The following is a 23081-nucleotide window of genomic DNA, read 5'->3' on the forward strand; positions in this document are numbered from 1 at the left end:
AGCCAAAAGGAAAATCACAGTCGCTTCATCTTCAGCACAATGTCCCTTGCTGGCTGATTGTTGCCTGTCGCGAGAGGCCGCAGTCGACCGATTGTGTTGAAAAAGTCGACCTGCCTGGCTACCCATGCATTGAGCGGTGAGAACGCCATTTTTGCATGCTGCTACGTCAAATCTGAGCCTTGAGCCTTCTGCACAAAACACGGATTTCAATCTCAGACGCGTACTTTTCTGCCGTGGAAACCGAAGCCGACTTTTTCAACAGAACCGACCCTTTGCGGTCGGTCAGAACAGCCAGAAATCAACCCCTCAACTGCCGCTCATGTGTCTGGGAATCTAAGGGCAATTCAGAGTGTTACCTCATCCTCCAAAATGAGGGCTTTTCAGCCGTCGTCAACAAGATCAGTGTCGTGGTACTGCTGGCTCGACTTAATGCGTAAACGACGGCTATTGGCCGTGTTCGACCTGTCACGACTAACCGGGTTGGGTTGCTTTTTGCCATTGCGGCGGTGTTTTTCGATCAGGTTCATCCGCAAGAGAATATCCACGCTGAGATGGATGGCGGGCAAGCGAGTCTGGAGGGTTGCCTATCCACGATTCGAACGTTAGATCAGCATTTCTCGGTCGTTCCCTAACCTCTTCCAGACCAATAAGGTGGTGAGCCGATAGTAATACAGAGTGGCATCGGAATGGTCTTTCAGGTGTTGAGTGAGAAACCAGCGCACATGCTTGAGTTGCCAGGTCCAGGGATTGTCTCGTCGCCATCGTTGTTGAATGGCCGCTTGCATGATTCGGGCTTGGCGTAGGTGGCGTTGCTGCGTGACCTTCGAGCCGGTCAGTACGCCGCTCAGGAACAGCGCCATATCGAAGGACTTGGTCATGCTCGACCTCCAATGTAGGCCGACATCACATCGATCCGGTTGTGCCCGAGTTCAAGGCTGATCTGTTGGCGCGCCTGTTGATCAAGGTCGCGGTCAATGCGATAGCAGTGACCACCATTGACCGGAGCCGCGTGGCCAGTGAGCTGCTCGTAACGTTCGCAGGCGTAGGCCGCTCGCAGCTCATGGAAACCCTTCAGCCCGTGTTCATGCAGTGTTTCGCGGGCGGGGAGCAGGGTCTGTTGCAGGAATGCAGCATAGCTTTCGTCTCGGGCCAACAAGTTGCCACTGCGGGTCGGCGACGCATGACGAGCAAGCTGCAGTGCCGTTTTCACCTCTTCATTGGCCACAACCCATCGCGGCGCTGAAGCGCCTGAGCGACCGCCTTTGGTACCGTCCTGGATGTTGATGCGGCCTAAGTGTTCGGCTTCGCGTTGCAGTCGTGGCAGGTCAGCCAGGATCGCTTCGCGCAGGCGCATACCGGTTGTTCGGGCCAACAGGACAATCGCCGCCACCCGCACGCGTTGCAGTTCGCCCAGCGCCTCGAGTACTCGTCGCACCTGTTGGTGGTCTTGGCCATCGGGCGCGCGGGTGCGTACGCTCGAGCGCTGCTGTCCCAACGCCTGGCTCGGACTGGCGATCCTCACGTCCTGATCACCGCGCAGCGCGGCGAGGGTGCGGTTGACGCTGCTTAGGCGGTTCTGCGCGGTGGCGATGCAGAGTTCACCTTGCTGGATCTGCTGGCGCAGGTACGCGGCGTAGTCCTGCAGCGTCTGTCGATCGATCTGGCGTGCATCGTTGTAACCGGGGCCGTCCTCTGATCGACACCAACGCACGAACGCTTGCCAGCGATCGCTATGCGCTTTGACCGTGGCGAAGTGGCCGCCGGCAAACAGATCCTTGAGCGCTTGTGGGCCGGCGTAGCTCAGCTGGCGGCCATAGCCAAAGTTGCGACCCTCACGCCGACCGACCAGAGCCATCGTCATCACCGTGTTCGTTTGTTTGCAGAAAGAGCAGCAGGGCTTTCCAGTGAGGGCTGAGTCTGTCCACCTGCTGCCAGTGTGTCGGGCGGATCAGGAGGGCGTTCTCGTGGTGTTGCAGTAGTGCCCCTTCCTCACGCAGTTGCTCGATCAGCTGGGCGAGGTGGGCGGGGTCTAGGGGGGGTGTGGCGACAGCGGCGACAGTGGCGACAACCTGCGTCGTTTCTGGCCTGGCGCGTGGCGACAGGATGGCGACAGAGGCGGCGACACACCGCGATTCTGGCTGCGCTTGATGTTGCGCTTGGTAGCGGCGCACCGCGTCATTGAGGCGAAACATGGCGGACCTCGAAAGTTTTTCCGTCGCGGCTGCTCAGCCAGCAATGAGTGATCAGCTCGACGAATAAAGTGGCGGTATGGTCAGCGCTCTTGCGGGCAAAACGAGGGCCGTTGCGATTGACGTCGCGGACGGTGAACTGGGTCCAGCCTTTCTGCACCAGCCAGCGCAGCAACCGATCCGCTTCCTCGCGTCGGCTATTGACCGGCTCCTGTTCGGTCAGGCGCTGAATCTCGGCCAGGTAGTAATCCATCAGCGTGGAGGCGCGCTGGATGTGTGCTTCGTCCAACGCACTTGCCTCTTCCACCATGGCCAGCACGCCTGCGATACGTAGTACATTCGCCGCGGCCTTGCCCGCGACAGGCTGGATACCGGCCAGCTCGCCGAACTCGCCAGACTGGCACTCGATGGTGTCGTGAATATCAATCCAGACACGACGGGCACGGAGAGTCAGCTCCAGCGTGGCGGGATTGAGTGAGCCATCCTGGTGAAGCGACCAGGGCTGTTGCAACAGGGCGGTGATCCGCTGTTGGTAGCGCTGGACTTTGGCATCTCGGGTCAGGTCGATCGCCTTGTAGAGTCGCTGACCGGCTAGGCGCTCGGGCCAACTGATCAGGCAACGGCCCAGGATGCCTTGGCCATTGATCACCGGGTCTTTGAACAGCTGGTTGGCCAGGTAGGGCTGCAGCATCAGGTGCAGGCTGAGGCGGCGATCATAGGCACGCAGGCTTTCTCCGGCCATGGAGCGGGCCCGGTCGATCGGGCTGCCATCCCACAGCATCGACAAGGTGGTGATTGCCTTGAGCAGATTCTCTTTGCTCATGGTACTGCTGCCCAAGAACTGGCCACCTTCATCATTGAACAAGCCCATGCTGGGCAAGCCGTGGCACAGGCTTTTGACCAGGGCCTCAATGGTCGGCTCGGCAATGATCAGTCTCGGCGGCACCGGCTCGGATAGCTCACCGCCTTCCGCCTCCGCGTGTTTCTTTGAGGTTTTGGGTTTGGCCATGATGCTGGTGGCGGCGCGATAAGCTTTGAGCTTTTCCGCGTACAGGGTCCACTGCTGTCGCTCCCAATCGCGCGCCGCCTTCAGTGCTAGCTGATCCACCGCGCTTTTGCGATCACCCGAGGAAGCCACCGTCAGTAGGTAGAGGGACAGCGGATAGGTTCGACCGTCGAGTTGGACATTGGCATGACCCTGGCTCACCAGAGCAGCGCTGGCCAGCACCGATTGAGCGGCCATGGCGCAGGGCACGCCGATCACCTCGACCAGTCGCTCGACCGTAGGGCCCAACACATCCCCCAGTGCTTCGACCGGGTAGGGCAGTGGCGCCTGCTGGTATTCCAGCAATGGTTGTGGAGGCTCGAACGATTCGCACAGTTGCATCGAAATTCTCCTGAGATTATCGACTTCGTCCTCACTCATCCCGCCACGGTTGTTGAGTGTTATCAGGGATTAAGGCCCCTGCGACCTGTGAGGTTTGTCCACTTACGTGGGACTGGCGGCTCCTTACGACCGGGAGCTTGGGCATCTCATGATCTGGCCTCCTGAACACCGATAGCGGTGGGCGGGTGGAGACTGCGCTGGCTGACGAGACCGGCGCCGCGAGATCCTGAGTCAGGTGAAGGCAGTGATGTGATGACCGGGGCATACCTGACTGTCAGTCAGGTGCAGCCTGTTCTTGGGCTGCGGCACCATCATCGGTATCGCTGTGGCGAGTGAGCATTCGGTGTTTGTCACGCCGATTGTCACGAGGGGGAAAGCCGCAAAGCGCCATACGAGCAGGGCTGCAGCAGTGTGATATGCGCCCGTCTCTTTAGGGGGCAAAGAGACGGGCAAAAGGTCGGCGCAAGAAATAGCCAAGCGGATAAGTTGCTGCAGAGCAGCCAGGAGGGGGCATGAGTTGCCGCAGTGGGCATTCTGGAAGAAGTGGCATCCATCACATCGCTGTGACTGTGCGAGCCGCCGGACGCTAATCGCACTTGGGGTGAACCACCATGATGTGGCGTAGCCTCAAAGGTTCTGGCTACCTGGGTGCTGTCGAGGACAGCGCTGGTACGGTTCTGGTTTAGCGCTCGTTCTGCTCGAGGTCAACCGTAATTTGGGGGCGGCTGTTGCGCCAATCGATAGCGCTGGAAGACCTTGGAGGCCGGTGGCTTTCCATGGCCGGGTGGTCGTTTGTCGGTTTTTAATGTGAGCCTGCGTGATTGCATGGACTTGACCACCCATTTGCATCGTCACTGACCAGTCAATTGCATTCGTGCTGATCAACCGTTTGCATTCGACGTGACCAGCAAACGCCGTAGTGACGACCGGCGGAGAACGGCCAATAGCAGCCACTGGCACCGGCTGTTTTCAACCCTTCGCAGGCATCATCCGTGGAAACAGAGCCTAGGGCTTAATGACCTTCGCTATCAGAGCACCAAACACAGCCAGCGCAACCGTCCCCTTGCCGATCTCAGCGATGCCGCTGGTGCACTGCGGGCACAGTTCATCATCGTAGTATTCGCCGCCCTTAGCGTAGTTGTTGCACCCTGGGCTGCGGCAGACATAGATGTCTTCGCAGCACGCCGGACATGCACATTTGTCACGCCTTACAGCGTTCTCCTCGATGACAGGAGGTGTGACCATCTCAGCACAGAACGGACAAATACCCTTTGACTTGGTACTCATGATGGTATCCTACAGAGGACGCACAGCGATTCGGGTGGATCGGCACTTAGGGCAGTAATTGGGTGTGCCAAAGCCTGCGCGGCTCTTCCATTTGTTGCCGCAGACAGGTTTTTTGGGATCAAGGCATTCCGCCCAGTACACTTGATCTTTCTTCGCGGTAGCCATGAAACGTCTCCAGTTCGTCAATGGATATGAGCCTAGGAGAGACATTGAGAAATGTATACTGGCAATTTCAGATAAATAAATTGTTATTAATCAATCCGTTACGAAACTGTATATATATACAGGCTTATAAGTTACTGATTATTATGGAAAAAACGATAGAGTTGTGTATTCGTGCGATGCATTCAAAATGCCATTATGTGATGCGTGTCACAAAATCCCTGGTGTTGGGTTGCAATATCCGGGCACCGAATGCTTGAGTAGTTAAAGGATATCTAGATCGATTCATCCATCTCAAGCCTATCCAGGCGGCCACGAGTAGGCCCACGTTTTCTCTTAGAGTATGTAAAAGGCATCGAGACCTCAGCTACGGCCGCCACTCTCCCCCCTTTCTGAACACGCAATTAGTCGAGGAAATTACGTTGGCCGACCATGATCCAAAGATTTACGGAAACAGTAACTCCCTACCTCTTTTTAACAATCTCATGACAGTCGCTAGACAGTTACCAATTCTGGGCAACCCCCAAGGCACTGAAATTCGATACCTTCTCCATTTCAGCAAAGACAACGGTATCAAAGCTTTCGCGGCCTTACCGATGGCGTACTGCTGGGCTGATGTGTTCAGCGCGAACATACCGATTGTCCTGGCGATAACCAATGCGCCGCAGCCAACTGAATACACCTCGATCTACATCCTGCGCATCGGAATGGACGACAATCAGCAACTCATCCATAGCCCAGTTGTTGGTGACTACGTCCAGGGTAAGCCAGGGACTTGCATTGAGTACGGGCTCGCTGTACCAGTGAAAGCCGGTGATTTTGGGCGGGTAGCAATCAACCTCGAACCCACTGAGACGTTCTTCCTGCCTTAGCCAGCGCTCGATCAGTGCCGCTGAAAACGAACAAACCTGCAACAAAGCCAGGCTTGGCAGATGTGGAGCTGATCGGGGATGAGTCGCCCCCAGTTTGATAGATGCTCTGAGTGTCTGCTTTTGGCCGATTCTGTTGAAAAACTCGGATTTGCAGATCGGCTGAACTCACGCACGATCTCCACCGGAGAACCTACTCACCACATTGAGTGGTTTTCTGGCCCTTTGTTGAGCTTTGCAGCTCGGTTATTGGGTTGGTTTGAGGGTTTTTGCTTTGTGCAGGCGCACCTATCCCGTAACCGGTGGCCCTTGAGAGGTAAATTTGGCCAACCGACGCAGGTTCTGCACCGCTGCAGCCAGCGTGAACTCATCGGTCGCGCCACTCATGCCACGTAGTCGCAAGCGATCCAGTTCAGGATGCGTTTGAGATGGGCAAACAACATCTCGACCTTTTTACGTTCGTGGCGAGAGCGCACATACTCCGGCGTCGCTGCGATGCGTCGAGCCACATCACGAGCGGCTTCATGGACGCTGCGGACGATCTTGCGAAACGCAGTGTTGGGGCAACACTTGGCCTTCATCGGACAGGCTACGCAGTCGGCCTGTCGAGATCGGAAGATGATGGTGTTGGCTTTGGTGACGTGCGAACGCTCGTTTTTGAAGGCTCGCCATTCGCTGCGTAATGCATTGCCGGCCGGACAGCGGTATTCCTCAGCCTCTTCATCCCAGTGGAAATCGTTGCTCGAAAAACTGTCGTTCTTGCGCTCGGTTTTGTTCCACACCGGCACATGCGGCTCGATGTCTTTTTCCTCCACCATCCAGGCCAACATCGGCGCGGTTCCGTAAGCGGTATCGCCAATGAGGCGTTCTGGCTTGATGTTGAACTGCACTTCGACCCGCTCGATCATCGTCTTGGTGCTCTCGACTTCTGCGGTTCGATGAGCCGGCGTGGGTTCCACATCCATGATCACGCCGTGCTCGGTATCGATTAGATAATTTGTGGAGTAAGCGTAGAACGCTGGGCCACCTGGAGCTGCGGTCCAGCGGGCTTGAGGATCAGTCAGCGATAGGCGCTTCGGTAGCGTTTCGGCCAGAGCCTCTTCATCGAGGGCTTTAAGATACTCACGCACGGCGCGGGTGCTCAGGCCTGGGTCGCTCCAGTTGACCTGTTCCTCACCCGGTACGCCGCGCTGCCGGCTGGCGTCCGCCTTGATGATGCTGGCGTCCACGGCAAAGCCTTCGCCTTTGACCAGACCAGCATCCACGCAGCGACGCAGCACTTCATTGAACAACCAGCGAAAGAGATCGCTGTCCCGAAAACGGCCATGTCGATTCTTGGAAAAGGTCGAGTGGTTGGGGACTTCATCTTCAAGACTTAACCGGCAGAACCAGCGATACGCCAGGTTCAAATGGGTCTCTTCGCACAGCCGTCGCTCAGAGCGAATACCGTAGCAATAGCCCACGATCAGCATGCGGATCATAAGCTCAGAGTCAATCGAAGGACGCCCAATTGGGCTATAAAAATCGGCGAGGTGATGGCGCAGGTCGCTCAGATCGAGACACTGATCAATGCTGCGCAGAAGGTGATTTGCGGGGATGTGATCTTCAAGGTTGAACGAGTAAAAGAGTCGCTCCTGCCCACTCGATAACTGTCCTATCATGCTGCGTGCTTCCCTGCTGGCCGATGCGAGAATTTTGCCGCAGGCCAGACGGGGGAGCCACTTTTTCAACAGAATCGGCCGATTCTTGCCTGTCGCCACCGACAGCTATGGGGCGGTTGCAGTCCTTCAGTGCTTGGCTGACGCACTCGCGGCTGAGTGGCATCCGCTGACATCCATCAACTGCAAACGGTTGGTCAGCGCGAGTGCGAATGACTGGTCAGTGGCAATGCAATTAGGTGGTCAAGTGAGATGCAATTACGCAGAGCCCATGCGAGTGGGAATGCGGAGCCTTCCCGCTCGCGTGGGCTTGGCCGAGAAAGCCCCAAGAGAGAGGCTTGCAACGGCGACAGTCGCCACTTCTGTCGCCATGCTGCAAATCAGGTATTACGCGGGTTGTCGCCGGTGTCGCCGCTGTCGCCAAATCAACCATCACTCCATCTGGGGAGTCATTTTCGGTTACCGGCGGCGTCCGGTGAGCGCTCACCGTATCGGCACGACGTTGTGGTCCCTGGTTTGATTGATCGCAGATGCCGACAGGTTGCCAGTGGCCGCTTTCTGGATGTGCTCACTCCACCAAGCCATCATCGGACGCCGGCGTTCGATGTAGTCAGCTCGGTTGTAAGCGCTTCGGACTTCGTCCTTGTCGACATGCGCCAGCGCGACTTCGATCAGCTCCGGATCCCACCCATGCTCGTTCAGGATGGTGCTGGCCATGGAGCGCATACCATGGCTGACCAAGCGGTCCTGGAAGCCCATGCGTTTCAACGCCATGTTGGCGGTCTGGCTATTGGCGTGGGTGCGCGGATTTCTATCTGCCGGGAACACGTATTCCCTGTGACCACTGTGCGGCTTGAGCGCCTCCAGTAACGCGAGTGCCTGTTCGGTCAGCGGGATGGTGTGCGGACGACGCTTTTTCATGCGCTCCGGCGGGATGGTCCAGATGCGTTTGTCAAAGTCGATGTCTACCCATCGGGCGGTAGCCGCTTCGGCAGGACGGGTCATAGTGTGCAGTTGCCATTCGATCAGGCAGCGGGTGATCCGCTTGATGCTGGCGTTCGCGATTTCGATCATGAGCTCGGAAAGCTCATCGGGTCGTAGCGCGGCCATGTTCTGTTTTTTGGGTTTCTTGAATACCGCCCGAATGCCACTGAGGGGGTTAGCGAAAATCAACCCGGAGTTCACCCCGTAGGTCATGATCTCGTTGAGCCGTTGGCTCAATCGCTTCACTGTCTCGAGGCTGCCTTTGGCCTCGATTGGGCGAAGCAGTTCGATGACAATCGGTGCGGTAATTTTCGAGAGCGGCGTTGTTTTCAGGTCTGGAAATACATGCAGCGTGAGCGATCGCCAAATGTCTTCGGCGTACGCCGGCGTGACGGAGTCCTTCTTCAGCTCGAACCAGGCGGTGGCTACGTTCTCGAACGTATGTTCCGTCTCCGCTCGTTTGGCTTCGTCCTGTGCATTGCGTTGCACCTTGGGATCAATGCCTTGTGCAAGCAGCTCGCGTGCTTCCACCACTTTCTTCCTGGCGTTCGCTAGCGAGAGCTCTGGGTATGTCCCCAGCCCCATATTGATACGATTTTTGGTTACCGGCTCGCGGTAGTTGAAGTTCCACAGCATCGAGCCATTGCTCCTGACTCGGAGCTGAAGGCCGTCACCATCGCTGAGGACATAATCCTTGTCTTTTGCCTTGACTGCCTTGAGCTGACGGTCGGAGAGGCGGAGGGCTGGAGCAGGCATGAGAGCTACCTCTGACACCGTTTTGGTATTCCAAAAAATAGCACCGGATGGCTTGGAATACCATTTGGAATACCCAAACGGCTGGAACTCAAAAAACCTCTCCAGCGCCCAGTAGTGCTTAACCCCTTGATTTTGCTGGATTTCAGGCACAAAAAAAGACGTCCGTGGACGTCTTTAGATGTTGAAGTGGTGGAGCCGGGGGGATTTGAACCCCCGTCCGCCAGTACTCCGCTGTCGGTACTACATGCTTAGCCGTGTCTATTGAGTTAACCCTCAGCGACCCGACGGGCAGGGTGCTTTGGGCGAGTTGTGTAAGTTTTAGCCGCTTCGTCCACAACGTACTGCACGGCGATTCTGTTCTATATGACAATCATTTTGGGTTTACAGACATCCCCTGATGATTGCTGGACCCGAAGGTACCAGGGGGGAAGGGCTAAGGCTGCTTACGCAGCGAGAGCGTAATCCCCGTAGGTTTCGTCATTGGCAACTATAGGAAGTTGCAACAGTGGATTTACGAGTTCTGTTACCAACTCGGCATGCACCTAAAGTTTCGCAACCGGCGTCGAATCCTAAACGGCCCCGAACCTGTTGTGCATTACCAACAGGTGGGCGGAGTTTACGCTAACCGAGGCCAGAAGGCCAACCCGAAGGTTGGCCCAATGCATCGGCCTACTGATCGCCCTTGGTGTTGTTCTGCAATTGCTGGATCGCCTGGGTGGTCAGGGAGATGCAGTTCTTGGTGCCTTCCTCGGTGCCTTTGGCGTGTTCGGCGGTGGCTTGCTGGACCTTGGCGTCGATGTCGCTGCTCAGGTCCGAACTCATGACTTCGGTGCTGACTTTGGCATCCTTGATCTTTTGCAGGTTGATCTGGCACAGGTCCTCTTGCCCGGCGGCAAACACCGGGGAGGCCAGCATCGCGGCAGTGATGAACAGTCCAGCCAGTGCAGAACGCTTCATGGTTATCTCCTTGATCGCAGGGGCTCGGTGCCTCCGGTCAACGGGGCAGGCTGCCGAGTGGGGCTAAGCCCTTTGTTGCGGGCCTAGAAAATGGACTCTAGCCGCGCGCCGGGGTTCTGTTTTTTTTTTGCGATGAAATGGAAAAGCCATGGGCGCCTTGCGCCAGGCACAAAAAAGGGGCGAAAACGCCCCTTGGTTGCCCGGTTCGATGGCTCAGACCGCCTTGGCCCGGGTGACTCGATCCACCAGGTAGACCAGCCCGTGATAGTCGATCCCGCCATGCTGGCTGAGGCCGATTTCACAGGTGCGGCTGGTGGAGATGCCTTCGCTGCAATACTGCACCGCGTCCTTGAGGCTGCGCAGGGAGTGGGCATTGAGTTCCGGGGTGGTGAAACCCTTGTCGCCGGCGAAACCACAGCAATGGATGCCTTCGGGGATCACCACGTTGTTGCTGCAACGCCGGGCCAGTTCGATCAGGGCCTGGCTCTCGCCCAGGTGCTGGGTGCTGCAGGTGACGTGCACCGCGATCGGCGCTTCCTGTGGGGTGAACTCCAGGCGCTCCAGCAGGTGGGTGCGGATGAAGCGCACCGGGTCGTAGAGGTCCAGGCGTACATCCCCCAGGTCCTGTACCAGGCGCAGGGTGCAGGGGCTGGTGTCGCAGTAGATCGGGTCGAGGCCGCCCCGGCTGGCGTGGAGCAGGGCGCCGATCAGTTCCTGGCGCTTGTCCTCGGCCTGGGTGGCGTAGCCCTTGGAGGCGAACGGCTGGCCGCAGCAGAGGTTGTCCAGGTTGTCCGGCAGCACCACTTGGTAGCCGGCCTTTTCCAGCAGGCCGCGAGTCTTCTCGTAGAGCGAGCTTTGTTCCTTGTCCCCCGCCGCGGGCCCCATGACCCGGGACACACAGGCCGCCAGGTACACCACCCGCGGCCGCGCATCGCTCACCGCCGGGCTGAAGCGGATGACCCTCTCCGGTTGCGGCATGGCGTTGTTCCACTGCGGCACCCGGCCCTTGGACAGGCGGGTCAGGCTCGCCGACAGCTTGCTCAGGCGCGGTGCCCCCAGGAGCATGCGCGCGCCGTTGGCCACGTGCAGGGTGAAGCGGGCGCCCTGCAAGGTGGTGGCGAAGTGCGAGCCGAGCCAGTCGGCGGTGCCGTTATGGGTGGCGTGTTCACTGCGCAGTTTCTTCACCAGCTCGCCGGTGTTGATGCCCACTGGGCAGCGCTGGGCGCACAGCCCGGTGGCGGCGCAGGTATCGATGCCCTGGTACTGATAGGCCGCTTCCAGTTCCGTGGTGTCGATGCCGGCCCGTTTGCGTGCCTGGATATCACGCCAGATGACGATGCGTTGGCGCGGGCTCAGGGTCAGCCCCTTGGACGGGCACACCGGCTCGCAGAAGCCGCACTCGATGCACTTATCCACAATCTCGTCGGCCGCCGGCAGTGGCTTGAGGTGCTTGAGGTGGATCTGCGGGTCTTCGCTGAGCACCACGTCCGGGTTGAGGATGTTGTTGGGGTCCAGCAGGCGCTTGAGCTGCCACATCAGCTGGTAGGCATCGCTGCCCCATTCCAGCTCGACGAAAGGCGCCATGTTGCGCCCGGTGCCGTGTTCGGCCTTCAGCGAACCGCCGAATTCCACCGCCACCAGTTGCGCCACATCGTCCATGAACGCCTGGTAGCGGTTCACTTCCTCGCTGCTGTTGAAGCCCTGGGTGAAGACGAAGTGCAGGTTGCCCTCCAGGGCATGGCCGAACAGGATCGCTTCGTCGTAGTGGTGCTTGTCGAACAGCTCGATCAGGCGGTTGACGCCGATGGCCAGCTGTTCCACGGGGAAGGTCACGTCTTCGATGATCACCGTGGTGCCGGTCTTGCGCACCGCGCCCACCGCCGGGAAGGTGTCCTTGCGGATCGCCCAGAGCTTGGCGTTTTCCTGCGGGTCTTCAGTGAAGTCCACCTGCTTTTCCACCGGGAAGGCGGCCAGGGAATTCATGATCTGCGCCAGTTGCTCGTGCAGCAGCGACGAGGATGCGGCGCGGGACTCGATCAGCAGCGCGCAGGCGTTGGCCGAGAGTTGCTGGACGAAGGCCGGCATGCCGGGCTTGTCCTGCACTGAGCGCAGGCTGCGACGGTCCAGCAGCTCCACTGCCGACACTGGCTGGCTCTTGAGCACGGTCACGGCGTTGCAGCAGGTTTCCACATCGGGAAACACGATCAGCGCCGAGGCCTTGTTCGGGTGGTCGATCACCGTGTCGTAGGTCACTGCGCTGATAAAGCCCAGGGTGCCTTCGGAGCCCACCAGCAGGTGGCTGAGGATGTCCAGCGGCTCGTCGAAATCCACCAGGGCATTGAGGGACAGGCCGGTAGTGTTTTTCAGCCGGTATTTGTGGCGGATCTTCGCCGCCAGCTCGCTGTTGGCGCGGGTGCTGCGGCCCAGTTCGGCCAGGCGCTCCAGCAACGGACCATGGCTGGCGCGGAAGGCGCTGACGCTGGCCTCATCCTCGGTGTCCAGGCGCGTGCCATCGGCCAGCACCAGGCGGATGCCGGCCAGGGTGTGGTAGGTGTTCTGCGCGGTGCCGCAGCACATGCCGCTGGCATTGTTGGCGACGATGCCGCCGATCTTGCAGGCGTTGATCGAGGCCGGGTCGGGGCCGATCTTGCGCCCGAACGGCGCCAGCCAGGCATTGGCCTGGGCACCGATCACACCGGGTTGCAGACGAATCTGCGTACCCTGATGGCGAATCTCCTTACCGTTCCAGTTATCCCCAAGAACGATCAGCACCGAGTCGCTGATGGCCTGCCCGGAAAGGCTGGTGCCCGCCGCGCGAAAGGTCACCGGTACTCGGTCGCGCTGGGCCAACTGGAGCAGGGCCACCACTTCGTCTTCGGACTCGACGCGGATTACCAGCTTGGGGATCAGTCGGTAGAAGCTGGCGTCGGTGCCGAAGGCCAGGGTCGAGAGCGGGTCGTCGAAGCGCCGCTCCTGAGGGATCAGTTGCTGGGCATCACGCAGAAAAGCGGCCGGTAGGCTCATTGGTCCTCCAGGATCAGCACCACCAGGTCTTTCGGGCCGTGGGCGCCGTAAGCCAGGACTTGCTCGATATCAGCGGTCTTCGACGGGCCGGACACAAGAAGCGCGTTGGTCGGCATGCCGGCGGCCCAGTTCATCTGTTGCTGCACCTGATAGAAGTTGTCGCGGATCTCGCTGGCCTTGAGCAGGGCGAAATGCACCGGCGGCACCAGGCTCATCAGCCGCGGCTCTTCCCGGGTCGGCCAGAGGATCAGGCTGCCGGTGGCGGCGATGGCGCCCAGGGTGGTGGTGAGGCTGGCCGGGGTGTCGTTGAACAGCTCGGCTTTCCATTCTTCCACCGGGCGGTCGTAGGCCTTGAGCGCCGGCAGTTGCGGCCGCTCGGCCCAGTACTGGGTGACCCGCTGGCCGTGGGGCGTGCTCGGGGCGATCAGCAGGCTGGGCAACTGGCGTTCCTGCAGCAGGCGGGCCAGCAGTTCAGGCCAACCGGCGCCGGTGCTCAGGTGGATTTCGGTGTGCACCGCTTCCATCTGTTTGCGCAGTTGCGGGATGCGTTGTTCCGCGCTGTAGGTGTAAGGCTCGGTGACCAGCGCCTCGTCGAAGTTATCCACAATCGGCGTGGTGCCGCTCAGGCTGTTGCGCAGCTTGGCGAGGATGTTGTGTTTCGCGCTCATCAGCGGTCTCCCTGCTTGTCCAGGTGCTCACGGGCCAGATCATGCAGCGACCGGGCGGCGGGTTTTGGCGCACTGTGGTTCTGCGTCCAGGGGCCGACCTTGCTCGGGGTGAGGGCGCGCAGCCGGGTGGCGGCCAGGGTGAACAGGCGATACAGGCGCGGTGAGCTGTTGAGGCGGGCCCAGGCGTTCCAGATGAAACGTTCCTTGCGCGAGTACTTGCTGCCCTGGCCACGCATCACTTGATGTGGGCTGTCCGGGGCCTTGACGTTCTCTTCCCGCAGGCGCCGCAGCAGCGCCGGGATCGGGATCTTCACCGGGCAGACTTCGCCACAGGCACCGCACAGCGACGAGGCGCTGGGGTGATCGGGAACCTTGGCCAGACCGACCATGTGCGGGGTGATGATCTTGCCGATCGGCCCCGGGTAGACCTCGCCGTAGGTGTGGCCGCCGACCCGGGTGTAGACCGGGCAGTGGTTCATGCAGGCGCCGCAGCGGATGCAGTTCAGGGTCTGGCGCAGTTCGCTGTCGGCAAACGCCTGGCTACGACCGTTGTCCAGCAGCACCAGGTGCACTTTCTGGGGGCCGTCGAGCTCATGCTCTTTGCGCGGGCCGGAGATCATGTTGACATAGGTAGTGATGGGCTGGCCCAGGGCCGAGCGAGTCAGCAGCGACAGCAGGGGAACCACGTCTCGCAGGTTCTCGACGACTTTCTCGATCCCGGTGACGGCGATGTGCACTGGCGGCACGGTGGTGGACATGCGCCCGTTGCCTTCGTTTTCCACCAGCAGCAGGGTGCCGGTCTCGGCCACGGCGAAGTTGACGCCAGAGACGCCGATGTCGGCTTCGAAGAACTTCTGCCGCAAGACCTTGCGACCGATCTGAATGAGTTGGTCAACGTCCTTGGTGTACTCCACGCCGAGTTTGTCGTGGAACAAGGACGCGACCTGACCGGCATTCTTGTGGATCGCCGGCATAATGATGTGTGAAGGCTTCTCGTGGTCGAGCTGGACGATGAACTCGCCCATGTCCGACTCAAGGCATTCAATGCCTTGTTCAGCGAGGACATGGTTCATTTCCATCTCTTCGCTGACCATCGATTTGCCCTTGATCACTTGCCGCGCCTCGTGAGCGCGGATGATCGAGAGGACGATGCCATTGGCCTCGTCCACCGTTTCCGCCCAGTGCACTGTCACACCGTTGCGGGTCAGGTTCTGTTCCAGGCGCTCGAGCAGGTCGGGCAGCTTGGATAACGCCCGGGCGCGAATCGCGTTGCCCAGGGCGCGCAGGTGTTCTCTTTCGTGGGCATCGCTGAACGAGGCCGCACGCTTGGCCATGAGTGAATCCATGGCACTGCGAAAGTTGTTTCGCAGCTGTTGGTCACCCAGGGCCTGGTGGGCCCGGGTGCGAAAATCGTCCGCCAGCGTCGTGGTCGGAATCAGCTCTGGGGTGCTCATTGTGCACCTCCAGTACGTTGCCAGAGGAAGCTCGCCAGGTGCTGGCCGCGCAATGCCTCTTGCTGTTTCTCCAGCGCCCCGTTGATGTTCATCAAGCAGCCGCAGTCGGCACTCAGCACCTGATGTGCGCCGGATTCCTTCAGCGCCCGGGTCTTGTCCGCGACCATGGCGCCGGAGATGTCCGGCATTCGGACGCTGAAAGTCCCGCCAAAGCCACAGCATTCGCTTTCGTGGCTGTGTTCTACCCGTTCCACATTGCTCAGCTGTGACAGCAACTCACGGCCGTGCAGGTGGGTGTTCATTTCCCGGCGTGCCGAGCAGGAGGTGTGCAAGGCCACCTTGACCGGAGCGCCACTGTCCTTGAGCTGCACTTTGCACACGTGCAGGAGGAACTCGGCCAGTTCATAGGTGCGGGCGGCCAGGGCCTGCACTTGTTGCAACGTCTCGGGCTCGTCCTTGAACAAGTCCGCGTAATGCTCGCGCAGCATGCCCGCGCAGGAACCCGACGGCACCACCACCGGATAGTCGCCGGCAAACAGCGCCAGTTGCGAGCGGGCCACGGTGCGCGCCTGTTCGGTGTAACCCGAGGTGTAGGCCGGTTGTCCGCAGCAGCTTTGCCCTTGCGGGTACTCCACGCGAATGCCTTCGCGCTCCAGCAGGTGAATCGCGTCCATCCCGGCTTCGGGATAGAACAGGTCGACCACACAAGTGCCGAACAGGTAGACCCGCGACGGCTTCGCGCTGGGGTACTGCCGGGGTTCGGCCAGCGGCGGTGCGACACGGGTCGCATTGGGCACGGCGTTGTAGAAAAGCTCGCTCATCAGGCGTGTCTCCGGGTGGTCCCGGTTATTCGTCCGTCGCGGCGGCTGAAAGGTAAACCAGCAAGCTTTCAGCAGCCTTGCAGACCGGGTGGTGAATGACTGACGCCGCGGGTGAGGGCGGCGTCGGCTCTTTCGGTGTCGCTTAGTGCACCAGCATGCCGGTGAACCAGTAGGCCTGGGCCAGGGTGATCAGACCGACAATAGTGGCAAAGAACAGGCTGTGCTTGAGGGTGAAGCGGAACAGGTCGGATTCCTTGCCCACCAGGCCGGTGGCGGCGCAGGCCACGGCGATCGATTGCGGCGAGATCATTTTGCCGGTCACGCCGCCACTGGTGTTGGCCGCGACCAGCAGGGTGTCATTGACCCCAATCTGGTGCGCGGTGGTGGCCTGCAGCGAACTGAACAGGGCGTTGGACGAGGTATCGGAACCGGTGAGGAACACCCCGAGCCAGCCCAGGAACGGCGAGAAGAACGGGAACGCCGCGCCGGTGGCGGCCAGTACCAGGGCCATGGTCGACGACATGCCCGAGTAGTTGGTGACGAAGGCGAATGCCAGCACCATGCCGATGGAGAGAGTCGGCCAGCGCAGCTCGTAGAAAGTCTCTTTCAAAGTGGTCAGACCAGTTTTGAAATTGATCTTCAGCACCAGCATGGAGATCAGCGCGGAGAAGAAAATCGCCGTGCCAGTGGCGGAGATCGGGTCGAGCTTGAACACCGCCGGGATGGCCGTTGGCGTGGTCACGATCGGCGCCATCTTGATCACCAGTTGATCCAGATGCGGGATGGCGAAGTTGAACACCCAGCCGTACATCGAGCCGCCGGCGGCGAACATCGCCTTGAAGGGCTTGAGGGTCCAGATGGTCACCAGCACGGTGAGGATCAGGAACGGCGACCAGGCCTTGAAGATCTGGCCCAGGCTGTAGGGCGAAGCGACGGTACTGCGTGGCTGGCCGAAACCGCCGGCGCTGGCGGTGATGGCGACGCCAGAGGTGGCGCCGGCAATCTGCGCGCCGGCGGTGCGCTTGGGCTGCCAGATTTTCAGGAACAGGGTCAGGGAGATCAGGCTGGCCAAGGCCGAGGTGATATCCGGCAGTTCCGGGCCGATGAAGTTCGAGGTGAAGTACTGGGTAATGGCAAAGCTCAGGCCGGCTACCAGCGCGGCGGGCCAGGTCTCTTTGACGCCGCGCAGGCCGTCCATCATGAACACCAGCCAGAACGGCACGAACAGCGACAGCAGCGGCAACTGGCGGCCAGTCATGGCGCCGATCTTGAAGGCGTCGATGCCCGTCACCTGGCCGGCGACGATGATCGGAATCCCCAGAGCGCCGAAGGCCACGGGTGCGGTGTTGGCGATCAAGCACAGGCCGGCGGCGTATAGCGGGTTGAATCCCAGACCCACCAGCAGGGCGGCGGTGATTGCCACTGGTGCGCCGAAGCCTGCCGCACCTTCGAGGAAGGCGCCGAAGCAGAAGCCGATCAGCAGCACTTGCAGGCGCTGGTCGTCGGTGATCGACAGCACTGAGCTGCGGATGATTTCGAACTGGCCGCTCTTCACGGTCAGTTTGTAGAGGAATACAGCGGCGACAATGATCCAGGCGATGGGCCACAGACCGTAGGCAAATCCATAGCCAGCGGCAGCGAGGGCCATGTCGGCGGGCATCTTGAAGGCGAAGATCGCCACCAGGATCGACAGGGCCAGGGTGATACTCCCGGCGACGTGTCCTTTGAGACGGAACACGGCCAGAGCCAGGAAGAAGAACACGATCGGGATAACGGCGGCGAGGGCGGACAGGCCGAGGCTGCCAAGCGGGCTATAGAGCTGTTGCCAGGTTTGCATAATGGGGTGGCCCCTAATTGTTGTTGGTCAGGCACTGCGAGTGTCTTGGTAAATTGGTAAGACCAATTTACAAGCGCTGTTGGCTAGGGTAAAAGCCTTGTGCGTGGTGTGTCAATTTGCCGCCCTAAAACTTTTGTCGAATGCGCTATGGCGCGGGCATCTGATCGGTGCAAAAGGCCTCGTTCTGCTAGGTGTTGGCGCGCCGCGAATAGGCCAGAATAGAGCCCCCCGGCGAAGGGTCGGGAGGGTGGAGAGTGAGTTATGGGGTTTGATCAGATACGCCAGCGCCGTTTGTCCGACGATATTGTCGAGCGTCTGGAAGGGATGATTCTTGAAGGCACCTTGAAGGCTGGCGAGCGGCTGCCGGCCGAGCGGGCACTGGCCGAGCAGTTCGGTGTCTCTCGGCCCTCACTGCGCGAGGCGATCCAGAAACTCACGGCCAAGGGGTTGCTGATCAGTCGTCAGGGCGGTGGCAACTATGTGGTGGAATCCCTGGGCTCGACCTTCAGCGATCCACTGCTGCACCTGTTGGAAAACAACACGGATGCCCAGCGCGATCTGCTGGAGTTTCGTCATACCCTGGAGGCGTCTTGCGCTTACTACGCGGCGCTGCGCGCGACGGCGGTGGACCGTGAGCGGCTGACTCAAGCCTTCGAGGAGTTGCAGGATTGTTATTCCCGTTCGGACGATATCAGTCGTATCGAGGAAGGCGCGGCGGATGCCAAATTCCACCTGGCAATTGCCGAGGCCAGCCATAACGCGGTGTTGCTGCACACCATTCGCGGGCTGTTCGACCTGCTCAAGCGCAACGTGGTGACCAACATCGGTGGCATGTATAAACAACGCACGGAAACTCGCGACATGCTGATCAGTCAGCATCGCGATCTGTACCTGGCGATTATTGAAGGGCGCGCAGAGGAGGCTCGGGAAGTCTCCAGCCGGCACATTCTTTATGTGCAAGAGGTGCTTGAGGAAGTGCGTCAGGAAGTACAGCGAGTGGCCCGGGCCGAGCGGCGCAAGGGCATGTAATGCAAATCGCCGGCAAGTCGGCTCCTACCTGGGTTATGTAGGAGCCGGCTTGCCGGCGAAAACGACCTCAAGGCAGGAAGATCAGTCTTCCTTGCCCTTGGTCCGCACCGCGCGCTGCAGCTCACGATCGGAATCGCGCTCGCGTTCGGTATGACGCTTGTCGTATTCCTTCTTGCCCTTGCCCAGTGCTATTTCACACTTGATCAGGTGCTTGCTCCAGTAGAGCGAAAGGCACACGCAGGCGTAACCCTTCTGCTGCACGGCGGCAAACAGCTTTTCCAGCTCTCGCTGGTTGAGCAGCAGCTTGCGCGAGCGCGTCGGGTCGGCGATGACGTGGGTGCTGGCGGTGGTCAATGGCGTGAAGTGGCTGCCGAGCAACCAGGCTTCACCATCCTTGAGCAGCACATAACTGTCGACCAGCTGTGCCTTGCCTGCACGCAGACTCTTTACTTCCCAGCCGGCCAGGACCATGCCAGCCTCGAACCGATGTTCGATGAAGTAATCGTGACGCGCCTTTTTATTTTGCGCGATGGTCCCTGTTGGGTGTTTCTTCTGTTTAGCCATAGGGGCGGCATTATAGGGAGTTGCGCGCGCGTCGGCTACGGTGACGCAGCGTGCTTGAGCAGGTTGATTGAATCCCGGACAATGCGGCCTCTTTTTTTTCGGTTGGGCGCGTTAACGATGTCGACAGACAGGGTCTCTGTCCACGGGGGCTGGGCAAGCCGCTGGGTCTTTATACTCGCTGCAACTGGTTCGGCCGTGGGCCTGGGGAGCATCTGGAAATTCCCCTACATGGTCGGCGTCTATGGTGGTGGTGCCTTTGTCCTGGTGTTTCTGGCGTGTATTGCGCTGATCGGGTTGCCGGTGATGCTGGCGGAAACCCTGATTGGCCGTCGTGCGCGACAAAGCCCGGCGAATGCCCTGAAGGTGCTGGCCCTGGAGGCCGGGCACTCGGCCAAGTGGTCCTGGGGCGCCTTTGCCGGAATGATCACGGCGCTGCTGATTCTCTCCTTCTATAGCGTGGTGGGTGGTTGGTCCCTGGACTACATCATCGATATGGGGCGTGGCGACTTCCAAGGGGTTGCGGCGGACCAGGTCGGGGCATATTTCTCTGCAGTGACTGCCGATCCCTGGCGCCTGACTTTGTGGCACACGCTGTTCATGCTGCTGTCGGCGTGGGTGATTGCCAAGGGCGTCGTGGCCGGGCTTGAACGCAGTCTGCGGATCATGATGCCGCTGCTGTTCGTGATGCTGTTGGTGCTGCTGGGCTACAGCATGACCACCGGGCATTTCATGCAGGGCCTGCATTTCATGTTCGACTTCAGCCTGGACCGACTATTGGATGGGCTGTTGCCGGCCATGGGGCATGCGTTCTTTTCCCTCAGCGTGGGGGTTGGCTCGATCATGATCTACGGTGCCTACATGCCCAAGCATTCATCCCTGGCCGGCACCGTGGTGGGGGTGGCGCTGCTGGATACCTTCGTTTCTCTGGTGGCGGGGATGGCCCTGTTCCCTATCGTATTCGCCGCCGGGCTGAATCCCAGCGAGGGGCCGGGGTTGATGTTCATCAGCCTGCCGTTCGCCTTCGGCAATGTGGCGTTCGGCCAGCTTATGGGCGTAGTGTTCTTTATCCTGGTGGCGATTGCGGCCTGGAGCTCGGCCATTTCCTTGTTGGAGCCGATGGTGGCTTATCTCGTCGAGAAGACTAAAATCCGCCGCGGCTGGGTGACATTCTGGCTGGCGTTCAGTTGCTGGTTCGTGGGATTGGGAACGGTGTTCTCTTTCAACATCTGGCAGCAGGCCAAATTCTTCGTGAACGAAGGCGGTGTTTTTCATCTCTATCGATGGGGCGCGGCCGGCGGTCTGGATTTCTTTGGCGTAATCGACTTTTTCACCTCGCGGATCATGTTGCCTCTTGGCGGTTTGTGCTTCGTGGTATTTGCAGGTTGGGTGATGGGCCGTGAGGCGGTTCGTGATGAGCTGTCGTTGCGCAGTCCGCTGTTGTTCGCCCTGGCCTTGTTTTTGATGCGCTATGTGGCGCCCGTCGGCATTCTTGTGGTGTTTGCCGCCCAGTTGTGGAAATGAAGCTCACATGACGACCCATATTCAACGTTCGGCCCTTTTGCCCTATCCGGCGCAGTTCCTGTATGACCTGGTCAATGATGTGGCCCGGTACCCGGAGTTTCTTCCCTGGTGTTCTACTGCCGAGGTGCTGGAAAGCAGTGAACAGCGTATGCGTGCCAGCCTAGCGGTGGCCAAGGGCGGCATGAGCCAGCGTTTCGTGACCTGCAATACCCTGGTGCCGGGGCAGTCGATCGAGATGAATCTGGAAGAGGGGCCGTTCAATCAGCTGCATGGCCTTTGGGTGTTCAAGCCGTTGGGGGAGAAGGCCTGCAAGATCAGCCTCGATCTGTCGTTCGACTACGCCGGGCCGTTGGTGCGTGCCACCCTGGGGCCTCTGTTCAATCAGGCGGCCAATACCCTGATGGATGCATTCTGTCAGCGGGCCAAACAACTGCATGGTTGAGCCTCTGATTGCCATAGAGGTGGTTCACGCTGCTGTCGACCGCCAGGTACTGATCAATGTGCAAGTGCCCCAGGGTTCGACCCTGCTTGCAGCGCTGGAGGCTTCTTCTATAAAGGAGCATTTTGCGCAGCTGGATCTGGCGGCGTGTCCGCTGGGAATCTTCGGAAAGCAGGTTTCCGATCCTGGGCAGTATGTGGTTCAGGCTGGAGATCGAATTGAAATCTATCGTCCGCTGCTGGCAGATCCGAAAGAGGTGCGGCGTCTGCGTGCTGCCAAGGCGGCCGAGGCTCGTAAGCGTGAGCAGTGATCGTTAGCGACAGCCAATAAAAAGCCCGGGCATGCCCGGGCTTTTTTATTCGCCACAAATTATTGCGGAGAAGTATCCAATGGTTCAGGTGTAGGCACTGGTACGGTTTCGACGCCATCCACATCTTTCTGGATCTGGTCCAGCAGCGAGCCTGGTTTGACCGGCTTCTCGGCTTTGGGCTTCTCGGCGTTCTCGGCAGGGGCGGTAACGGTGTTGCCGCTCTCCTTGCCCAGCAAGGCTTCGTCGCGGCTCACGCCTGGCATGAAGTCACCGGCCAAGCTGACCAGTTGGTCGTTGCCGTTGAAGATCAGGCTCACGCGTTCCTGTTGGCGTTCACCGCCACCAGGCTGCAGGCTGTAGAGATAATCCCAGCGATCGGCATGGAACGTGTCGGTCAGCAGAGGGTTGCCCATGATAAACCGTACTTGCCGTCGGGTCATTCCGGGGCGCAACTGGTCTATCATGTCCTGCGTGACGACATTGCCCTGCTGGATGTCGATTTTGTAAACCCCGGGGAATGAACAACCGGCGAGTGCGAGCAGTCCCACGAAGGTGAAACTGGTTAGCAAGAGCTTGGTGTTTTGCATCGGTGGGCGACTTCCACTATCTTGGCTGGGACAACGTAAACCCCGATCATACCCGCATTAAGAGAAGCTGCGAAGCAGCATCGGCGAGAAAGCTGACCATGGTTGAAAATAGCGAACTACGTAAAGCCGGCCTTAAAGTGACTCTGCCACGGGTCAAAATTCTACAAATGCTCGATTCCACCGAGCAGCGGCACATGAGCGCTGAAGATGTCTACAAGGCGCTGATGGAAGCTGGTGAGGATGTGGGTTTGGCCACGGTTTACCGTGTACTGACTCAATTCGAAGCAGCCGGACTGGTGGTACGCCATAATTTTGATGGCGGTCACGCTGTATTCGAGCTGGCGGATGGCGGTCACCACGACCATATGGTCAACGTGGAGTCTGGCGAAGTGATCGAGTTCTTCGACGAAGAAATCGAAAAGCTTCAGAAGGCGATTGTCGAAAAGCACGGTTTCGAGTTGGTGGATCACAATCTTGTGCTGTATGTGCGCAAGAAGAAGTAAGCCCCTCACGCGACTTTCATAGTCGTGAAACGATCGAAGGCGACCTTAGGGTCGCCTTCGTGCTTTGTGTCTATA

Annotated in this window: 21 protein-coding genes, 1 other RNA gene and 1 pseudogene; 6 read left to right on the forward strand and 17 right to left on the reverse strand. The window is 59.5% G+C overall.

Going from position 1 to position 23081, the window contains the following annotated elements:
• Window positions 1-380: 380 nt before the first annotated feature.
• The 6 genes from P7C00_RS04565 to P7C00_RS04590 all read right to left on the reverse strand — a co-directional run bounded on the left by P7C00_RS04565 (window position 381) and on the right by P7C00_RS04590 (window position 4863).
• On the reverse strand, window positions 381-527 hold the full coding sequence (locus P7C00_RS04565) for a hypothetical protein (RefSeq protein WP_404938207.1): 147 nt from the start codon (window positions 525-527) through the stop codon (window positions 381-383).
• A 75-nt stretch (window positions 528-602) separates the two neighbouring features.
• Complete coding sequence (locus tag P7C00_RS04570; RefSeq protein ID WP_404938208.1) at window positions 603-878, reverse strand: hypothetical protein; 276 nt, start codon at window positions 876-878, stop codon at window positions 603-605.
• Window positions 875-1855 carry an integrase domain-containing protein gene (locus P7C00_RS04575; protein ID WP_404939909.1) on the reverse strand — a complete coding sequence of 327 codons (981 nt, stop codon included), beginning with the start codon at window positions 1853-1855 and terminating at the stop codon, window positions 875-877. The genes P7C00_RS04570 and P7C00_RS04575 overlap by 4 nt, the downstream gene beginning before the upstream one ends.
• Window positions 1833-2192: a hypothetical protein gene (locus P7C00_RS04580; protein ID WP_404938209.1), complete on the reverse strand. Its 360-nt coding sequence runs from the start codon at window positions 2190-2192 to the stop codon at window positions 1833-1835. Before P7C00_RS04580 ends, P7C00_RS04575 begins: the two co-directional genes overlap by 23 nt.
• Window positions 2176-3576, reverse strand: coding sequence for a YfjI family protein (locus tag P7C00_RS04585; RefSeq protein WP_404938210.1), 1401 nt, complete (start codon window positions 3574-3576; stop codon window positions 2176-2178). Before P7C00_RS04585 ends, P7C00_RS04580 begins: the two co-directional genes overlap by 17 nt.
• A gap of 1005 nt (window positions 3577-4581) precedes the next feature.
• Window positions 4582-4863: a hypothetical protein gene (locus tag P7C00_RS04590; RefSeq protein ID WP_404938211.1), complete on the reverse strand. Its 282-nt coding sequence runs from the start codon at window positions 4861-4863 to the stop codon at window positions 4582-4584.
• Between the two features lie 584 nt (window positions 4864-5447).
• On the opposite strand from P7C00_RS04590, the gene P7C00_RS04595 reads away from it, so the two are divergent.
• Window positions 5448-5897, forward strand: a complete 450-nt coding sequence (locus P7C00_RS04595) for a hypothetical protein (RefSeq protein WP_404938212.1) — start codon at window positions 5448-5450, stop codon at window positions 5895-5897.
• Window positions 5898-6182: 285 nt separating this feature from the next.
• On the opposite strand, the pseudogene P7C00_RS04600 reads toward P7C00_RS04595, so the two are convergent.
• The 9 genes and pseudogenes from P7C00_RS04600 to P7C00_RS04640 form a co-directional block, all read right to left on the reverse strand.
• Window positions 6183-7555, reverse strand: a pseudogene (locus P7C00_RS04600) (transposase).
• A 480-nt stretch (window positions 7556-8035) separates the two neighbouring features.
• A complete protein-coding gene (locus P7C00_RS04605; protein WP_154946590.1) occupies window positions 8036-9292 on the reverse strand; it encodes an integrase domain-containing protein in 1257 nt (418 codons plus the stop codon).
• A 187-nt stretch (window positions 9293-9479) separates the two neighbouring features.
• Window positions 9480-9873, reverse strand: a transfer-messenger RNA (tmRNA) gene (gene ssrA / locus P7C00_RS04610).
• Window positions 9874-9961: 88 nt separating this feature from the next.
• Window positions 9962-10249 (reverse strand): hypothetical protein, encoded by a 288-nt coding sequence (locus P7C00_RS04615; protein WP_041115918.1) that lies wholly within the window; start codon window positions 10247-10249, stop codon window positions 9962-9964.
• A 213-nt stretch (window positions 10250-10462) separates the two neighbouring features.
• Window positions 10463-13273 carry an FAD-binding and (Fe-S)-binding domain-containing protein gene (locus P7C00_RS04620; protein ID WP_404938213.1) on the reverse strand — a complete coding sequence of 937 codons (2811 nt, stop codon included), beginning with the start codon at window positions 13271-13273 and terminating at the stop codon, window positions 10463-10465.
• Window positions 13270-13941, reverse strand: a complete 672-nt coding sequence (locus P7C00_RS04625) for a lactate utilization protein (protein ID WP_346633681.1) — start codon at window positions 13939-13941, stop codon at window positions 13270-13272. The genes P7C00_RS04620 and P7C00_RS04625 overlap by 4 nt, the downstream gene beginning before the upstream one ends.
• Window positions 13941-15395 (reverse strand): LutB/LldF family L-lactate oxidation iron-sulfur protein, encoded by a 1455-nt coding sequence (locus tag P7C00_RS04630; RefSeq protein ID WP_404938214.1) that lies wholly within the window; start codon window positions 15393-15395, stop codon window positions 13941-13943. The genes P7C00_RS04625 and P7C00_RS04630 overlap by 1 nt, the downstream gene beginning before the upstream one ends.
• On the reverse strand, window positions 15392-16216 hold the full coding sequence (locus P7C00_RS04635; RefSeq protein ID WP_015634106.1) for a (Fe-S)-binding protein: 825 nt from the start codon (window positions 16214-16216) through the stop codon (window positions 15392-15394). Before P7C00_RS04635 ends, P7C00_RS04630 begins: the two co-directional genes overlap by 4 nt.
• A gap of 142 nt (window positions 16217-16358) precedes the next feature.
• Window positions 16359-18053: a lactate permease LctP family transporter gene (locus tag P7C00_RS04640; RefSeq protein WP_404938215.1), complete on the reverse strand. Its 1695-nt coding sequence runs from the start codon at window positions 18051-18053 to the stop codon at window positions 16359-16361.
• Between the two features lie 261 nt (window positions 18054-18314).
• On the opposite strand from P7C00_RS04640, the gene P7C00_RS04645 reads away from it, so the two are divergent.
• Window positions 18315-19082, forward strand: a complete 768-nt coding sequence (locus P7C00_RS04645; RefSeq protein WP_053149011.1) for a GntR family transcriptional regulator — start codon at window positions 18315-18317, stop codon at window positions 19080-19082.
• A gap of 81 nt (window positions 19083-19163) precedes the next feature.
• Here the strand turns inward: P7C00_RS04645 and smpB are convergent, their stop codons facing one another.
• On the reverse strand, window positions 19164-19646 hold the full coding sequence (gene smpB, locus P7C00_RS04650; protein WP_025131431.1) for an SsrA-binding protein SmpB: 483 nt from the start codon (window positions 19644-19646) through the stop codon (window positions 19164-19166).
• Window positions 19647-19763: 117 nt separating this feature from the next.
• Between smpB and P7C00_RS04655 the strand changes: the two genes are divergently transcribed.
• Genes P7C00_RS04655 through P7C00_RS04665 form a run of 3 tightly spaced genes read left to right on the forward strand, consistent with a single transcriptional unit; the run spans window position 19764 to window position 21916 of the window.
• Entirely contained in the window at window positions 19764-21167 is a 1404-nt protein-coding gene (locus P7C00_RS04655) for a sodium-dependent transporter (RefSeq protein ID WP_346633742.1), read from the forward strand.
• Between the two features lie 7 nt (window positions 21168-21174).
• The gene (locus tag P7C00_RS04660) at window positions 21175-21609 is read left to right on the forward strand and encodes a type II toxin-antitoxin system RatA family toxin (protein WP_346633677.1); all 435 of its coding nucleotides are present in this window, start codon (window positions 21175-21177) and stop codon (window positions 21607-21609) included.
• The gene (locus P7C00_RS04665) at window positions 21602-21916 is read left to right on the forward strand and encodes an RnfH family protein (RefSeq protein ID WP_404938216.1); all 315 of its coding nucleotides are present in this window, start codon (window positions 21602-21604) and stop codon (window positions 21914-21916) included. Before P7C00_RS04660 ends, P7C00_RS04665 begins: the two co-directional genes overlap by 8 nt.
• A gap of 59 nt (window positions 21917-21975) precedes the next feature.
• Here the strand turns inward: P7C00_RS04665 and P7C00_RS04670 are convergent, their stop codons facing one another.
• Window positions 21976-22503 carry an outer membrane protein assembly factor BamE gene (locus P7C00_RS04670; protein ID WP_102861073.1) on the reverse strand — a complete coding sequence of 176 codons (528 nt, stop codon included), beginning with the start codon at window positions 22501-22503 and terminating at the stop codon, window positions 21976-21978.
• 98 nt (window positions 22504-22601) lie between these two features.
• Here P7C00_RS04670 and fur point away from each other — a divergent pair, with 98 nt between their 5' ends.
• Window positions 22602-23006, forward strand: coding sequence for a ferric iron uptake transcriptional regulator (fur, locus tag P7C00_RS04675; protein WP_011059185.1), 405 nt, complete (start codon window positions 22602-22604; stop codon window positions 23004-23006).
• Window positions 23007-23081: the final 75 nt, after the last annotated feature.

The sequence above is a fragment of the Pseudomonas sp. JDS08PS003 genome, from assembly GCF_045013505.1.
Classification (GTDB): domain Bacteria; phylum Pseudomonadota; class Gammaproteobacteria; order Pseudomonadales; family Pseudomonadaceae; genus Aquipseudomonas; species Aquipseudomonas protegens_B.

Bases quoted from the DNA above. Each gene is read 5' to 3' on its own strand.
- P7C00_RS04565 (WP_404938207.1), bottom strand. From the start codon at position 527: ATGAACCTGATCGAAAAACACCGCCGCAATGGCAAAAAGCAACCCAAC.
- P7C00_RS04580 (WP_404938209.1), bottom strand. From the start codon at position 2,192: ATGTTTCGCCTCAATGACGCGGTGCGCCGCTACCAAGCGCAACATCAA.
- P7C00_RS04615 (WP_041115918.1), bottom strand. From the start codon at position 10,249: ATGAAGCGTTCTGCACTGGCTGGACTGTTCATCACTGCCGCGATGCTG.
- P7C00_RS04590 (WP_404938211.1), bottom strand. From the start codon at position 4,863: ATGAGTACCAAGTCAAAGGGTATTTGTCCGTTCTGTGCTGAGATGGTC.
- P7C00_RS04630 (WP_404938214.1), bottom strand. From the start codon at position 15,395: ATGAGCACCCCAGAGCTGATTCCGACCACGACGCTGGCGGACGATTTT.
- P7C00_RS04605 (WP_154946590.1), bottom strand. From the start codon at position 9,292: ATGCCTGCTCCAGCCCTCCGCCTCTCCGACCGTCAGCTCAAGGCAGTC.
- P7C00_RS04570 (WP_404938208.1), bottom strand. From the start codon at position 878: ATGACCAAGTCCTTCGATATGGCGCTGTTCCTGAGCGGCGTACTGACC.
- P7C00_RS04640 (WP_404938215.1), bottom strand. From the start codon at position 18,053: ATGCAAACCTGGCAACAGCTCTATAGCCCGCTTGGCAGCCTCGGCCTG.
- P7C00_RS04620 (WP_404938213.1), bottom strand. From the start codon at position 13,273: ATGAGCCTACCGGCCGCTTTTCTGCGTGATGCCCAGCAACTGATCCCT.
- P7C00_RS04585 (WP_404938210.1), bottom strand. From the start codon at position 3,576: ATGCAACTGTGCGAATCGTTCGAGCCTCCACAACCATTGCTGGAATAC.
- P7C00_RS04645 (WP_053149011.1), top strand. From the start codon at position 18,315: ATGGGGTTTGATCAGATACGCCAGCGCCGTTTGTCCGACGATATTGTC.
- P7C00_RS04625 (WP_346633681.1), bottom strand. From the start codon at position 13,941: ATGAGCGCGAAACACAACATCCTCGCCAAGCTGCGCAACAGCCTGAGC.
- P7C00_RS04655 (WP_346633742.1), top strand. From the start codon at position 19,764: ATGTCGACAGACAGGGTCTCTGTCCACGGGGGCTGGGCAAGCCGCTGG.
- P7C00_RS04660 (WP_346633677.1), top strand. From the start codon at position 21,175: ATGACGACCCATATTCAACGTTCGGCCCTTTTGCCCTATCCGGCGCAG.
- fur (WP_011059185.1), top strand. From the start codon at position 22,602: ATGGTTGAAAATAGCGAACTACGTAAAGCCGGCCTTAAAGTGACTCTG.
- P7C00_RS04670 (WP_102861073.1), bottom strand. From the start codon at position 22,503: ATGCAAAACACCAAGCTCTTGCTAACCAGTTTCACCTTCGTGGGACTG.
- P7C00_RS04575 (WP_404939909.1), bottom strand. From the start codon at position 1,855: ATGGCTCTGGTCGGTCGGCGTGAGGGTCGCAACTTTGGCTATGGCCGC.
- P7C00_RS04635 (WP_015634106.1), bottom strand. From the start codon at position 16,216: ATGAGCGAGCTTTTCTACAACGCCGTGCCCAATGCGACCCGTGTCGCA.
- P7C00_RS04665 (WP_404938216.1), top strand. From the start codon at position 21,602: ATGGTTGAGCCTCTGATTGCCATAGAGGTGGTTCACGCTGCTGTCGAC.
- smpB (WP_025131431.1), bottom strand. From the start codon at position 19,646: ATGGCTAAACAGAAGAAACACCCAACAGGGACCATCGCGCAAAATAAA.